Consider the following 13187-nt stretch of genomic DNA (forward strand, 5'->3'; position numbering starts at 1 on the left):
TGAACTTTTTGTTTTCCGCTGAAGGGAACCCCGTCAGCGTTTGCCTCTTTTCGAGAGCGCAAAGGTGAAGATCAGGGCAGCGACGAGCACGGCGCCCTTGATGAAATCCTGGGTGTAATAGGGTGCGTTCATCATCGTCAGGCCCTGCAGCAGGATGCCGACGAAGAGCGCGCCGATCGCCGTGCCGAACGCGTTCGGCTTGGCGGCGCCGAGCACGGCAAAGCCGATCAGCGCGGCGGCAACCGCATCGAGAAGCAGGTTGTTGCCCGAGGCGATGTCGCCGCGGCCAAGGCGGGCGGCAAGCAGGATGCCGCCGATCGAGGCAAAGACGCCGGAGATGATGTAGGCGGAAATCTTGTAGGCATTGACCGGCGCACCGGCGAGGCCGGCTGCCCGCTCGTTGGAGCCGACGGCATACATCATGCGGCCGAAGCGGGTGTATTCGAGGAAGAACCAGATCAGGATCGCAAGCACGATCAGCACCACCACCGAAACCGGCACGAGATTGGGCAGGATGAAATCGAAACGATGGCGGCCGAGCGCCAGGAAGGCCGGGCTGAAGGTGCCTTCGGCGACCGAACCGTCGGGAAGCGTCATGCCTGTTGCAATCGACCGGCCCTCTGTCGGGATGCGCTGGAGACCGAGCAAGAGGAACATCATGCCGAGCGTCGCCAGCAGATCCGGCACGCGCATATAGACGATGATGACGCCGTTGACGAAACCGACCAGCACGCCGATGGCAAGGCACACGAGCGTCGCGGTCAGTGCATCGCCGCCCATCACCACCATCACATAGGACGAGGCCATCATCGCCGTCGTCGCGACCGAGCCGATCGAAAGATCGAAACCGCCGACGACCAGCGTGGCCGTCACGCCCAGCGCCAGGATGCCGGTGATCGACACCGATTGCAGGATGAAAACGGCGCTCTGCGGCGAGGCGAAGCCGCCGGTCACGAGCGAGAAATAAAGGACCATCCCGGCGAGAAGCACGAGGAAGCCGTATTTGATCGCCGCCTCGCGAATTCCCGATGCGCTCGAAGGGACCGCGACCGGTGCTGCGGAATTGCTCTGTTCACTGCTCATGACGCATGGACCTGTTGATAGAATTGACCGGCGATTTCCGACAGGAGCCGCTCGACATCGATGTCGGCATTGCGATGCTCGCCGACGATGGTCTGTTCCGACATCACAAGGATGCGGTCGGCGACTTCGAAGGCTTCGTCGAGTTCGGTCAGGAAGAGGATCGTGGCGCGGCCCGCGGCCGAGGCGCGCAGCTTCTCGCCGATGTCGCGGCGTGCGGCGATGTCGACGCCCTGGAAGGGTTCGTCGAGGATGAGCAGGCGCGCCGGCTCGGAAAGCCAGCGCCCGACCATCACCTTCTGCTGGTTCCCGCCCGAAAGTGTCTGCAACTCGTCGCGCTCGCTGCGGCAGACGACGCCAAGCGCCGCGATCTGCTGGCGTGCCTTGGTCTTTTCCGCCCGCCGGCTCGATATGCCGAAGCGCGAGAGCCGGCCAAGGAACGGCAGGCTGATGTTTTCGTAGATGTTGAAGTCGGGCACGATGCCGCTTTCGGCGCGGTCCTTGGCGACAAGAAAGACGCCTCGGGCGATCGCCCGCCCGGTGCTTGCCGGCGCATAGCGCGTGCCGTCGAGCATCATCTCACCGGCGACCGGCGCGCGTGCGCCAAACAGGGTCTCGGCGAGCGCCGTCTTGCCGACGCCCACAAGTCCGGTGACAGCGACGATTTCTCCATCGCGGAGGGTGAAATCGAAAGGGCGCGCCTGTTCTGAGAGTTTGAGGCCGCGAACGGCAAAGACCGGAGCGCCGCCGTCGCGGAGATCGACGGCCCCTGCCGAGACCTTGCGGCCGAGCATGGCGTTGACGGCGCCCTCATAGTCCAGTTCCGGCCCTTCGAAGCGGCCACTGATGCGGCCATCGCGAAGCGCCACGATGCTGTCGGCCAGCCGCCGGATGTCCGACATGCGGTGGGAGATATAGAGAATGGCGACACCGCGCGCCTTCAGCCGGTCGACGAGATCGAAAAGCCGGTCTGCCTCCGCGCTCGACAGCGACGATGTCGGCTCGTCGAGGATCAGAACCTTCGGCTCGTGCGCCATGGCACGGGCGATCGCCACCATCTGCCGGTCGGCGAGCGTCAGGTCGTTGATATTGGCGGCAAGATCGATCGCAAGCCCCATGCGCGACGCGACCGCAGCAGCCTCGCGCCGCACTCGACGCGGGTTGAAGAACAGCCGCGCACCGCGCCCGTTCAAGCGATCGAGCGTCAGATTGGTGGCGACGTCGAGATCGGCAACCACCCCGTCATTGATGTTCTGATGCACGGTGACGACGCCGGCGCGGATCGCTTCGGCCGGGGTCGTCGGCTCGAAGGCCATGCCGGCAAGCGTGATCGTGCCGGCGTCGCGCGTGTAGACGCCGCTCAAGATCCGCACGAGCGTGGATTTGCCGGCGCCGTTGGCGCCCATCAGAACGGTAACCGCCCCAGCCTTGAGATCGAGATCCACCCCTCGAAGAACCGGTACCGGCCCAAAGGATTTGCGCACGCCCTCAATGCGAAACACTGCCTGTTCGCTCATTCTCTCCTCCCAATGAAGGCAGGTTAGGATAGCCGTCCGTCAAATGTCAAGGCCATTGACATTTGCTAGAATGCCGCCTTAGTTGTGACCACACACGGCATGGCTGCGAGCGGTGGAGGCCCGCGCCATGCGTTGGAGGAGAACGATATGGACAAGCAGGTCTTCGAGGCGCTGAGCGCTGCGACGTTGCCGGAGAAACTCGGTGGCAACGCCGTCCTGAGAGAAAAGATCGGGCCGGATTTTTCGCGCTGGAGCGTCAAGGAAGTCGGCGATGGCAACCTGAACCTGGTCTTCATCGTCACCGGAGACAAGGGTGCTGCCATCGTCAAGCAGGCGCTGCCCTATGTGCGCCTTGTCGGCGAAAGCTGGCCGCTGCCGCTGAAGCGCTCCTATTTCGAATATCATGCCCTCAAGCGCCAGGCAGCGCGCGATCCCGGGCTCGTGCCCGAAATCTATTTCTTCGACGAATCCCAGGCGCTCATCGTCATGGAATTCCTGACGCCGCACGTGATTTTGAGGCGCGCGCTGATCGACGGGCGGCAGCTCCCGAAGATCGGGCGTGACCTTGGCCTCTTCGTCGCCCGTACGCTCTTTCGCGGCTCCGACCTCTCCATGGCCACGCGCGAGAAGAAGGCGGACCTTGCGCTTTTCGCCGACAATATCGAGCTTTGCGACATCACCGAAAACCTGGTGTTCTCCGATCCCTATTTCGAGGCCGAGCTCAATCGGCACACCACGCCGCAGCTCGATCCTATTGTGGCCGAGCTTCGCGCCGACCGCGACCTCAAGGTCGAAGCGCAACGGCTGAAGCATCTTTTCTCCGCCAAGGCGGAGACGCTTTGCCATGGCGACCTGCATACCGGCTCTGTGATGGTGACGGACGACGAGACCCGCGTCATCGACCCGGAGTTCGCGTTCTACGGACCGATCAGCTTCGACGTCGGCATGCTGCTTGCCAATTTCTGGATGAGCTATTTTTCGCAGAGCGGCCACGAAAATGCGCCCGGCAGCCGCGATGGCATGCGTAGCTATCTGCTCGATACGGTCGAAGTCATCTGGGAAACCTTCCGCACCGAATTCGCCCATCTCTGGCGCACCGAGCGTAACGGCATTCTCTACCAGGCAAGCCTCTTTGAAGCGCGCAACGACCCGTTCGGCGCCGAACAGGCGCTCGACATCGTCATCGACGAGATCTGGCGCGAGATGCTGGGCTTTGCCGGCGTCGAGATGCACCGCCGTATTCTCGGCCTCGCCCACAACGCCGACTTCGAAACCATTATCGACCCCGATCGCCGCGCTGCCTGTGAAACCAGGGCGCTGAAGCTTGGGCGTCACCTTGCCGTCAACCGGCACCATATCCACAGCCTCAAGGACATCCGCGCACTTGCGGAGCGCCTTCAGAAGGAGACATCAGCGTGAAAGTCGGAGAACGCCACTACCATACAATCTGGCTCAACGAGGACGGCCGTTCCGTCGACATCATCGACCAGCGCTGGCTGCCGCATGAGTTCCGTGTCGTGACACTGAAGACGGTCGCCGATGTCGCCGTCGCCATCCGCGACATGTGGGTGCGCGGCGCGCCGCTGATCGGCGTCACCGCCGCCTACGGTGTCGCCATTGCGATTGCCAAGGATCCGTCGAACGCCCATCTGGACGCCGTCTGGGAGGAGCTCAACGAAACACGCCCGACCGCCATCAACCTGCGCTGGGCGCTGAACGCCATGCGCGACCATCTGCGCGCCTTGCCGGAAGGCGAGCGCGCCAAGGCAGCCTATGATCGCGCCGCCGAGATCGCGGCCGAAGATGTCGAACTCAATCGCGCCATCGGCGCAAACGGCCTGAAGGTCATCCGCGAAATTGCTGCGAAGAAGGCGCCGGGCGAACCCGTGCGCATCCTCACCCATTGCAACGCGGGCTGGCTTGCGACCGTCGACTATGGCACGGCGACCGCCCCCATCTACATGGCTGTCGAGGAAGGCATTCCGGTGCATGTCTATGTCGACGAGACGCGCCCGCGCAATCAAGGCGCCTATCTCACCGCCTGGGAAATGAACGGCCATGGCGTGCCGCACACGCTGATCGTCGACAATGCCGGCGGGCACCTGATGCAACACGGAGATGTCGATATGGTCATCGTCGGCACGGACCGGACGACGGCCAACGGCGATGTCTGCAACAAGATCGGCACCTACCTGAAGGCGCTTGCCGCGCGCGACAACGGCGTCCCCTTCTATGTCGCCCTCCCCTCGCCGACCATCGACTGGACGGTGCGCGACGGGATCAAGGAAATCCCGATTGAGGAGCGCACCGCCGACGAGGTGAGCTTCGTCCAGGGGCGCGCCAGCGACGGCTCGATCGCCAGCGTGCGCATCTCGCCGGAGGGCAGCCCCGCCGCCAATCCGGCCTTCGACGTCACGCCCGCCCGCCTCATCACCGGCCTGATCACCGAGCGCGGCATCGCAACGCCGTCGCCCGAAGGCCTCAAGGCGCTTTTCCCAGAACGGAGCTGAGACGATGACACTCACGAACCGGGTTTCAACGGAAGAGATCGCGCTCGGCATCCGCCGGCGCGTGTTCTTCCACACGATGAAGAACAATGGCGGTTATCTCAGCCAGGCGTGCTCGGCCGCTGAGAGCCTCGCGCTGCTCTATAACGAGCTTCTGACGCTCGGCGAGCCGACCTTGCCGAAGGTGCCGCTGCCGTTTCGCGGCGTTCCTTCGGCGCACAATCCGGACGCCTTTACCGGTGCCGGCTATCACGGACCGGTCGGGCCGGCGTTCGACCGCTTCTTCATCTCGCCCGCCCACTATGCGCTCGTCATCTATTCGGCGCTGATCGAGATGGGGCGGATGGACGAGCACGCGCTCGACCATTTCAACAAGGATGGCGGTTCGGTCGAAATGATCGGCGCCGAGCACAGTCCCGGCATGGAAGTGACCACGGGCTCGCTGGCGCAGGGTCTCTCCATGGCCTCGGGCGTCGCCTGGGCGCGGTTGCAGAAGAAGGAGCCGGGCAAGGTCTGGGTCTACATGTCAGACGGCGAGTTCCAGGAAGGCCAGACCTGGGAATGCCTTGCGGCGATGAGCTATCATGGCATCGACAACATCCGCGTCGTCGTCGACGTCAACCGCCAGCAATGCGACGGCGCCATGTCGTCGGTGCTCGACCTTGGCGATCTTGCAGCCCGCGTCAGCGCCTTCGGCGTCACCTGCCGGTCGGTGGACGGTCATGATCTCGACGCGCTCAGGGCCGCGGCCGGAAGCGCGGAACCCGGCAAGCCGCTGGTGATCCTCGCCAACACCTCGCCCTATCAGGGCATGGACTTCCTCAAGAAACGTTTCCCGCGGCTTCATTACGTGCGTTTCAAGAGCGCGGAAGAGCGGCTTGAAATGCAGGCGGCACTTGCGGCCGAACTCGGCGTCGACGCCGACGCAATGAAAGGGGCCTGAATATGGTCGAGATCGTCAATCGTCCCTACGCCAAGGCATTCGAAACCTTCGCCACGGCGCGACCCGAAGTCCTCTGCCTTTCCGCCGACCTGACCTCGTCCTGCGAGGTCGATGGTTTCCGCGACCGGCATCCGCAGCAGTTCCTCTCGCTCGGCATGGCCGAGCAGAACATGCTGTCCTTTGCTGGCGGGCTGGCGATGGAAGGCTACCGCCCGTTCATTCACACCTTTTCGGTCTTCCTCTATCGCCGCCCCTACGACCAACTGATCAACTCGATTGCCTATTCCAATCGCAAGGTGCGCCTGATGGGCTTCCTGCCCGGTATCACCACGCCCGGTGGTATCACCCATCAGGCAATCGAGGACATTGCGGTCTTGCGCGCCGTGCCGAACATGACGATCCTCGAGACCGGTGATGCGACCGAGGTGGAGACCGTGCTTGACGTGGCCGACAGCATCGACGGGCCCGTCTATGTGCGCGTGCTTCGCGGCGAGGTCCCGCGTCTCTTCTCCACGCCTTTCGCGTTCAACAAGCTGCGGGTCCTGTCCGAAGGCGACGACATTCTGGTCGTTTCCTCGGGCGTCTGCACCGAGGAAGCGCTGCGCGCCACCCAACCGCTTCAGGCACGCGGCATCGGCATCACCCATCTGCACGCCTCGACCCTGAAACCCTTCGATCGCGACGGCCTCTTGAAGGCCGCGCGTGGCAAGAAGGGCGTCGTCACGCTGGAGAACCACACCATCGTCGGCGGCCTCGGCTCGCTCGTTGCGGAAATTCTGGCCGAAGAAGGCCTCGGCGTCCGCCTGAAGCGGCTCGGCCTCAACGATACCTTCGCCCATGGCGCGTCCAAGCCTTACCTCATGAAGAAGTATGGGCTCGATGCGAGTGCGCTCGTTGGCGCGATCGGTGATCTCGTCGGCAAGCCGCTCGAGATTGGCGAGGACGAATTGACGGAGGTCCGCATCGACCACGTGCATTCGGCCCAGAAGGCGGAGGCGCTCTAGTGGCTCCGCGTTTCACCGTCACCTACTACGTGCGCGCCGCTGATGCCGAGGAGGCTAAGGCACGCGCGCTCGACATCGCGCTGGAGCAGACCGTCGAAATTCCGCGCAGCGCTGTTCCCAAAGGCTATGTCGAGGATGAGATCCTCGGCAAGCTGGAGGACCTGAAGCCGGATCCGGCCGGCCGGCCGGGCTTTCTCGCCACGATCTCCTATTCCGACGACGATGTCGGCGGCGACTTTTTGCAGCTCTTGAACGTCATCTTCGGCAACAGCTCCATCAAGCCCGGCCTGAAGGTCGAGGATATCGGTCTTTCGCCGGGTATCCTTGCGCTTTGCGCAGGACCGAAGCACGGTATTGCCGGGCTTCGTGCCCGCGCAGGCGTGGGCGAAAGCCCTCTTTTGATGTCGGCGATCAAGCCCGTCGGGCTTTCGACATCCGAACTTGCGCGCCGTGCCCACGATTTCGCGCTTGGCGGCATGCACTTCGTCAAGGACGACCATGGTCTCGTCGATCAGGTGACGTCGCCTTTTGCCGAACGCCTGAAGGCCTGCATCGCGGCCGTCGGCGAGGCCAATGCCAAAACCGGTGGCAACACGAGCTTCGTGCCGAATGTCACCGGGCCGGCTTCAGCCGTGCTTGACCGGGCGAAGGAAGCGCAGGCAGCCGGTGCCGGGGCGGTGATGCTGGCCCCGGCTTTGACCGGTTATGATGTCGTCCGAACGCTTGCAGCCGACCCCGATTTCACCTTGCCGATCGTTTCGCACCCGGCCTTCTCGGGCGCAAATGTGGTCTCTTCCGATTGCGGCTTCTCGCACCGTTCGTTCTTCGGCACGCTGCATCGGCTGATGGGGGCGGACGCGGTGATCTATCCGAACTTCGGAGGCCGCTTCGGTTTCACGCGAGAGGAATGCCTGTCGATCGCCCGGGCCTGCGCGGCCGACATGGGCGGGCCGAAGGCGATCGTCGCCGCTCCCGGTGGCGGCATGACCTTTGTGCGGGTTCCCGAGATGCGCGAAGCCTACGGCAACGACGTCATGTACCTGATCGGCGGCGCCCTGCTTCAAGAGCCGAACCTCGTGGACGCTTGCCGCCGCTTGGTCGCCGCGGTCCATAGCTAGGCGAACGCGGCATAGGTCGAGCCCGAGAGGTCGCGCCGGGACGGTGCGGCCCAAGATCGCTCGCAGCCGAAAGGACCGCCCTCTCTGTTGGGCGGCAAGTGGTTAGCGCATGGCCGTGGCCAGGAGCCAGACATCCATGGCTATCGGTATGCGCTTAGTCGCCGAGTGCTGGCGTTTTCACGGCCGTACCTCGATGGAAGTAGGGGATCGCGTGATCTCCTTTGTGATCGATGCGGCGCGGGTGCCACAGGTGGGCGCTGCCTCCTGGTCGTTGTCCTGATGCTGTCCATGTGGAAGCAGCGATCAAAGATGGTCGCCCAGCCGGCGTAGTGCCTCGACAATCCAACGACTGTCCGCTGCGCAGGCGCATATCGCCTGCGCAGTTTCGTCTTGGCTGAAGGTGACCCTTCACGCTGCAGGGGGACATGCCGGGTCAACCAAGGATGACGAGGCACTGACTGGGCGGACTGTCGGTATCTGCGCGTAAACCGGACGTCTGCAGATGATTCGCGGCGGGCGGGTCGGTGCCGGTTCATGAGTCTAGGCCCAATGCTCGCGCAACCGCCTTTCGGTTGTGGGTCTGGGCGAACAAAGGTGTGCGCAAACTCATCGCCTGGCAGCCCATCACATCCAGGAAAGCCAAACGATTCCAATAGGATGAATGGATTTCGTCGGGCAAGCTTCACAATCAGCCTTGAGGCTTTGTTAACCCTATTGTTCTGGACGGTCCGGGAGAATCGTGTTTTATCTTTGGCGGGCAATGGCCGGTAAACCGACTTTCGGCCGCCAAGAGGGAAAAATGGCGATAGCTAGACCTGCAGAAACTGACGTTCAACTCAAGGAAGACGCTGCCGCCAAGATATTGCGGCACGCCGGTCTTTTGTCGAGCCAGTTGCAGCAACTGCGAACGCGCATGTATCCGCCGAAGTCCGAGAAGACCTTGAGGTCGTTTCTGACGAACGAAGTTTCGAAGCTGACATCCATACCGGATTCGACGCTGAAGCTGATGTCGTCCGAAGGGCGCGGTCCCAAGCCGAGCCGCCTAGAGAACAATCACCGGGTCTACACGCTCGCCCAGATCAACGAGCTTCGGGAGCTGTTTGCAAAGCAGAAGCCTTCCGAGGCGCTCCGCTTCCTGCCTCGCCGCCGTCCGGGCGAACATCTTCAGGTCCTTGCGATCGCCAACTTCAAGGGCGGTAGCGCCAAGACGACCACATGCGTCCATCTTGCGCATTATCTGGCGCTCAATGGTTATCGCGTACTCGCGCTCGATCTTGATCCGCAGGCATCGCTCTCGGCACTGTTTGGCGCGCAGCCGGAACTCGATGTCGGCGCCAACGAAACGATTTACGCGGCACTTCGCTACGACGATGCCGAGCGCCGGCCGATCCGCGACATCATCCGCAAGACCTACTTCGAAGGCGTCGATCTCGTACCGGGCAACCTCGAAGTCATGGAATACGAGCACGAGACGCCGCGTGTGCTCGCAAGCAAATCGAGCTCCGGCGCCATCTTCTTCGAGCGCTTGAAACTCGCACTTTCCGAGGTGGAAGACGACTACGACGTCGTCCTTCTGGATACGCCTCCTTCCCTCGGCTTCCTGACGCTGAGCGCGATCTACGCCGCCACGAGCATGATCATCACCGTTCACCCGGCGATGCTCGACGTTGCATCGATGAGCCAGTTCCTCTTGATGATGGGCGACCTGATCGGCGTGTTGAACGATAACGGCGCTCAGCTCGACCAGGATTTCATTCGCTACCTCGTGACGCGGCACGATCCGAACGACGCACCTCAGTCGCAGGTCGTGGCAATGTTGCGCCATCTCTTCGGCTCGGACGTGCTCCTGCCGACCGCGATCGAGAGCACGGCAGTCGAGGCGGCGGGCCTGGCCAAACGGTCGATCTATGAGCTCGAGATGGGCCAGATCGGCCGCGATACACACAAGCGCGCCCGTGAGGCTGTCGATGGCGTGAACGAGGCCATCATTCGTTTGATCAACTCGAGCTGGGGACGTGAATGAGCAAGAACGCCCGCAAATCGATCGTCGCCAGCTTCGGCCTGCTTTCGGCCGAACTCGAAAGCAACCTTGCTGCGAAAGAGCAATCGACGACGCCCGCTCCTCCTGCCGCTCCCAATCGGGTCGGCGCCGGTGTGGTCGGTGCCGCGCATCGAGCGATCGACGACATACGGGCCGAGCGCGATCGGCTGAAAGCGCTGGTCGAGTCGGGTGGCGGCGCGATCCGAGAGCTTGATCCTTCACTGGTCGATCCCTCCCCCTATCCGGACAGGCTGCCGGACGATGACGGGGCGGACTTCGAAGCCTTCAAGCGCTCTATCGATGCAGAAGGACAGAAGGTTCCGGTCCAGGTTCGCAAACACCCCTCGTCGGCGGGACGCTACCAGATCATTTACGGCCACCGGCGGTGGCTTGCCGCAAAACAGCTTGGCAAGCCCGTTCGCGCGATCGAAGTCGAAATATCGGATCTGGACCTGGTCGTTGCTCAGGGCGTTGAGAATGCGAGCCGGCAAGATCTCACCTGGATCGAACGCGCCTTGTTCGCCTCGCGCATGGACGACGCCGGTATCAAGCCGCGCGACATAAAGGCGGCACTGTCGATCGACGACCCGGAACTCGCCAAGATGCGCAGCGTTTACCGCGTGGTCCCGACCGACGTGATCGAGGCCATCGGTCGCGCGCCAAAGATTGGCCGGCCGCGCTGGCTCGAATTCGCCAAGACAATCGCTGACCATCCGGAATCCGTTGCGGCCGCTCGACAGATCCTGTCTGAGGCGCGCGACGCTTCGCCGTTGTCCGATCAACGCTTCCAGCGTGCTTTCGACACCATAAAGCCCGCGAATGCGGTGCGCCAGGACGGCACGGACTTGTCCGATGCTTCCGGCAACAAGCTGGGGTCCTGGAAGCTTTCGGCCAAGGAGGTGCGGATATCGGCCGACGGGCCTCTCGGCGTGGAATTCGTCAAATTCGTCGGGGAGGAACTGCCAGCGCTCGTCGCGCGGTTCTCTCGCGACCGCAAGGATCAAGGCCTCTGACAACGGTCGGAGATGCAATCGGATACGTGAACACGAAAGGACTGCTGCAAAAGAAAAAGGCCCCCAAACGTTGCCGTCGTGGAAGCCTCTCTCATATCTGGACAATCTGAGAATCGCATTTCCACGAATCCCCGTCAAGAGACTTTGGCACCTAATTTGGTGAGCGGATTTCTTTTGCCTTCTGAAGGGTGAGGGAAAATGCAGAGTGGAAATGTGACGACGCCCTTTGGGCGGCGGCCGATGACGCTTGCGCTGGTGAGGCGACAAGTAGCATCCGTCGAGATCACGCCGAACAAGTCGGCGGATAAGTGGAAGGTCTTTCGCGACGCCTGTGAGGCGCGGCCGCTTCTCGGCCTGCAGGACAGGGCACTGGCCGTCCTTGATGCGCTGTTGAGCTTCTATCCCGAGACCGATCTTCGCCAGGGTCAATCCCTGATCGTCTTTCCTTCGAATACTCAGCTTTCAATTCGGGCGCATGGCATCGCCGGCGCAACTTTGCGTCGCCACTTGGCAGCACTCGTCGATGCCGGGCTTATCGTTCGCAAGGATAGCGCGAATGGCAAGCGTTACGTTCGCAAGGACAGGTCCGGGGAAGTCGAAGACGCGTTCGGTTTCGATCTCGCGCCTCTGCTCGCGCGATCGGAGGAACTTGCTCAAATGGCCCAACAGGTCGCAGCAGAACGGACGCTCTTTCGCCGCACCAGAGAGGCCCTCACGATCAGGCGCCGAGACGCACGTAAGCTCATTTCTGCCGCAATAGAGGAGGGGGCGAGCGGCGATTGGGGGAAGATCGAGGCGGTTTACCTGGCCCTCGTTGCGCGTATGCCGCGCTCTCCATCCATCCATGACCTCAAGGCGCTGCTCGAAGAAATGGAACTGCTGTGCGCTGAGATCGTCAATCAATTGGAAGATCAGCAAAATTCTCAAAATATGAGCAGCAATGATGCTCGTTTTGAGCGTCATATACAGAATTCAAATCCCGAATCCCCTAATGAACTTGAACCTAGCTCTAGAAACGAGCTGGGAGCGACGCCCGAGCCAGAAAAGCGACCAACAGCAGAGCCGCTTAAGGCGTTCCCATTGGCGATGGTTTTGCGGGCCTGCCCGGAGATCGGGCTTTACGGGCAGAACGGTGAGATATCGAACTGGCGCGACTTCATGGCGGCCGCCGTGGTCGTTCGCTCGATGCTGGGCATCAGCCCGAGTGCCTATCAGGATGCCTGTGATGTGATGGGACCCGAAAATGCAGCGGTGGCGCTTGCCTGTATGCTGGAAAGAGCTGGGCACATCAATTCTGCGGGCGGTTATCTCCGCGATCTGACCTCGAAGGCGCGGCGCGGTGAGTTCTCGCTCGGTCCGATGTTGATGGCGCTCTTGCGCGGGGCCGGCGGGATGCGGAATGCAGGGTAGAGTTCCAACGCGCAGTCGCCGCCTTGCGACGAAAGCGACTTCGCAAGCATCGGATGGGTGACATCAATGGGCGATCAGGCGGAAAAGCTGTCAAAACGGTATCGCATCTGAAGCGGCGATGATCCGCTGCCGTGTAACTGTTTCGCGACGGGTGCTGGGAGGAGCATCGCCAAACCCGCGGGATAATGCCGGCTCTACTTGAGCAGGAAGCCGGCGGTCGCCGAAATTACCCAGGGGCCCTGTCGTTCACATACAGGTTTTATTTTTGGATGGTGTCTTGCTGGCGAGTTGCCGACGAATCAAAGTCCCCTCCCCTCTTGTCGAGATTAGGCGGCACTGAACTTCATTCCAACTTAAGCCAACACCGCGGCTAGCCTTGGTCATGCCGGCGTCCGGTCTACAGTTCTCCAGCCGTACGGAATTTTCCGTCATCTGCGTTTCGTGGCAGATTGAGCAAGATCACCTGGGGATGCAGTTAAGCTTCCATCGGACTTTCGGTAGAATGCCGCAAACCTGACGCCAGAACCTGGCGTCGTCGAACCTAGGTGGCGCGA

Annotated in this window: 11 protein-coding genes; 9 read left to right on the top strand and 2 right to left on the bottom strand. The window is 62.2% G+C overall.

The window, feature by feature from the left end; all coding sequences use genetic code 11:
• Positions 1 to 33: 33 nt before the first annotated feature.
• Positions 34 to 1083, bottom strand: a complete 1050-nt coding sequence (locus ACIQUG_RS31990; protein ID WP_052201864.1) for an ABC transporter permease — start codon at positions 1081 to 1083, stop codon at positions 34 to 36.
• Positions 1080 to 2597, bottom strand: coding sequence for a sugar ABC transporter ATP-binding protein (locus ACIQUG_RS31995; RefSeq protein ID WP_402326299.1), 1518 nt, complete (start codon positions 2595 to 2597; stop codon positions 1080 to 1082). Before ACIQUG_RS31995 ends, ACIQUG_RS31990 begins: the two co-directional genes overlap by 4 nt.
• Before the next feature lie 147 nt (positions 2598 to 2744).
• Here ACIQUG_RS31995 and mtnK point away from each other — a divergent pair, with 147 nt between their 5' ends.
• From mtnK to repC, 9 genes are all read left to right on the top strand, one after another.
• The gene (mtnK, locus tag ACIQUG_RS32000; protein WP_402326301.1) at positions 2745 to 4016 is read left to right on the top strand and encodes an S-methyl-5-thioribose kinase; all 1272 of its coding nucleotides are present in this window, start codon (positions 2745 to 2747) and stop codon (positions 4014 to 4016) included.
• The gene (gene mtnA / locus ACIQUG_RS32005; protein WP_402326303.1) at positions 4013 to 5107 is read left to right on the top strand and encodes an S-methyl-5-thioribose-1-phosphate isomerase; all 1095 of its coding nucleotides are present in this window, start codon (positions 4013 to 4015) and stop codon (positions 5105 to 5107) included. The genes mtnK and mtnA overlap by 4 nt, the downstream gene beginning before the upstream one ends.
• 4 nt (positions 5108 to 5111) lie before the next feature.
• Complete coding sequence (locus ACIQUG_RS32010; RefSeq protein ID WP_205239727.1) at positions 5112 to 6047, top strand: transketolase; 936 nt, start codon at positions 5112 to 5114, stop codon at positions 6045 to 6047.
• Positions 6048 to 6049: 2 nt separating this feature from the next.
• A complete protein-coding gene (locus ACIQUG_RS32015; protein WP_402326305.1) occupies positions 6050 to 7051 on the top strand; it encodes a transketolase family protein in 1002 nt (333 codons plus the stop codon).
• Entirely contained in the window at positions 7051 to 8169 is a 1119-nt protein-coding gene (locus ACIQUG_RS32020; RefSeq protein ID WP_402326306.1) for a RuBisCO large subunit C-terminal-like domain-containing protein, read from the top strand. Before ACIQUG_RS32015 ends, ACIQUG_RS32020 begins: the two co-directional genes overlap by 1 nt.
• Positions 8170 to 8305: 136 nt before the next feature.
• Positions 8306 to 8449 carry a hypothetical protein gene (locus ACIQUG_RS32025; protein ID WP_402326308.1) on the top strand — a complete coding sequence of 48 codons (144 nt, stop codon included), beginning with the start codon at positions 8306 to 8308 and terminating at the stop codon, positions 8447 to 8449.
• Between the two features lie 519 nt (positions 8450 to 8968).
• Positions 8969 to 10192 (top strand): plasmid partitioning protein RepA, encoded by a 1224-nt coding sequence (gene repA, locus ACIQUG_RS32030; protein WP_043619426.1) that lies wholly within the window; start codon positions 8969 to 8971, stop codon positions 10190 to 10192.
• Positions 10189 to 11223, top strand: a complete 1035-nt coding sequence (repB, locus tag ACIQUG_RS32035; RefSeq protein WP_402326310.1) for a plasmid partitioning protein RepB — start codon at positions 10189 to 10191, stop codon at positions 11221 to 11223. Before repA ends, repB begins: the two co-directional genes overlap by 4 nt.
• A 198-nt stretch (positions 11224 to 11421) precedes the next feature.
• Positions 11422 to 12633 (top strand): plasmid replication protein RepC, encoded by a 1212-nt coding sequence (repC, locus tag ACIQUG_RS32040; protein ID WP_402326312.1) that lies wholly within the window; start codon positions 11422 to 11424, stop codon positions 12631 to 12633.
• Positions 12634 to 13187 lie beyond the last annotated feature (554 nt).

This window comes from Ensifer sp. NPDC090286 (assembly GCF_044769565.1).
In the GTDB taxonomy this organism is placed as follows: domain Bacteria; phylum Pseudomonadota; class Alphaproteobacteria; order Rhizobiales; family Rhizobiaceae; genus Ensifer.

What these genes read in the sequence shown, in the direction of transcription:
- mtnK (WP_402326301.1), top strand. Translation starts at nt 2,745, where the DNA reads ATGGACAAGCAGGTCTTCGAGGCGCTGAGCGCTGCGACGTTGCCGGAG.
- ACIQUG_RS32015 (WP_402326305.1), top strand. Translation starts at nt 6,050, where the DNA reads ATGGTCGAGATCGTCAATCGTCCCTACGCCAAGGCATTCGAAACCTTC.
- repC (WP_402326312.1), top strand. Translation starts at nt 11,422, where the DNA reads ATGCAGAGTGGAAATGTGACGACGCCCTTTGGGCGGCGGCCGATGACG.
- ACIQUG_RS31990 (WP_052201864.1), bottom strand. Translation starts at nt 1,083, where the DNA reads ATGAGCAGTGAACAGAGCAATTCCGCAGCACCGGTCGCGGTCCCTTCG.
- ACIQUG_RS32010 (WP_205239727.1), top strand. Translation starts at nt 5,112, where the DNA reads ATGACACTCACGAACCGGGTTTCAACGGAAGAGATCGCGCTCGGCATC.
- repA (WP_043619426.1), top strand. Translation starts at nt 8,969, where the DNA reads ATGGCGATAGCTAGACCTGCAGAAACTGACGTTCAACTCAAGGAAGAC.
- repB (WP_402326310.1), top strand. Translation starts at nt 10,189, where the DNA reads ATGAGCAAGAACGCCCGCAAATCGATCGTCGCCAGCTTCGGCCTGCTT.
- ACIQUG_RS31995 (WP_402326299.1), bottom strand. Translation starts at nt 2,597, where the DNA reads ATGAGCGAACAGGCAGTGTTTCGCATTGAGGGCGTGCGCAAATCCTTT.
- ACIQUG_RS32025 (WP_402326308.1), top strand. Translation starts at nt 8,306, where the DNA reads ATGGCTATCGGTATGCGCTTAGTCGCCGAGTGCTGGCGTTTTCACGGC.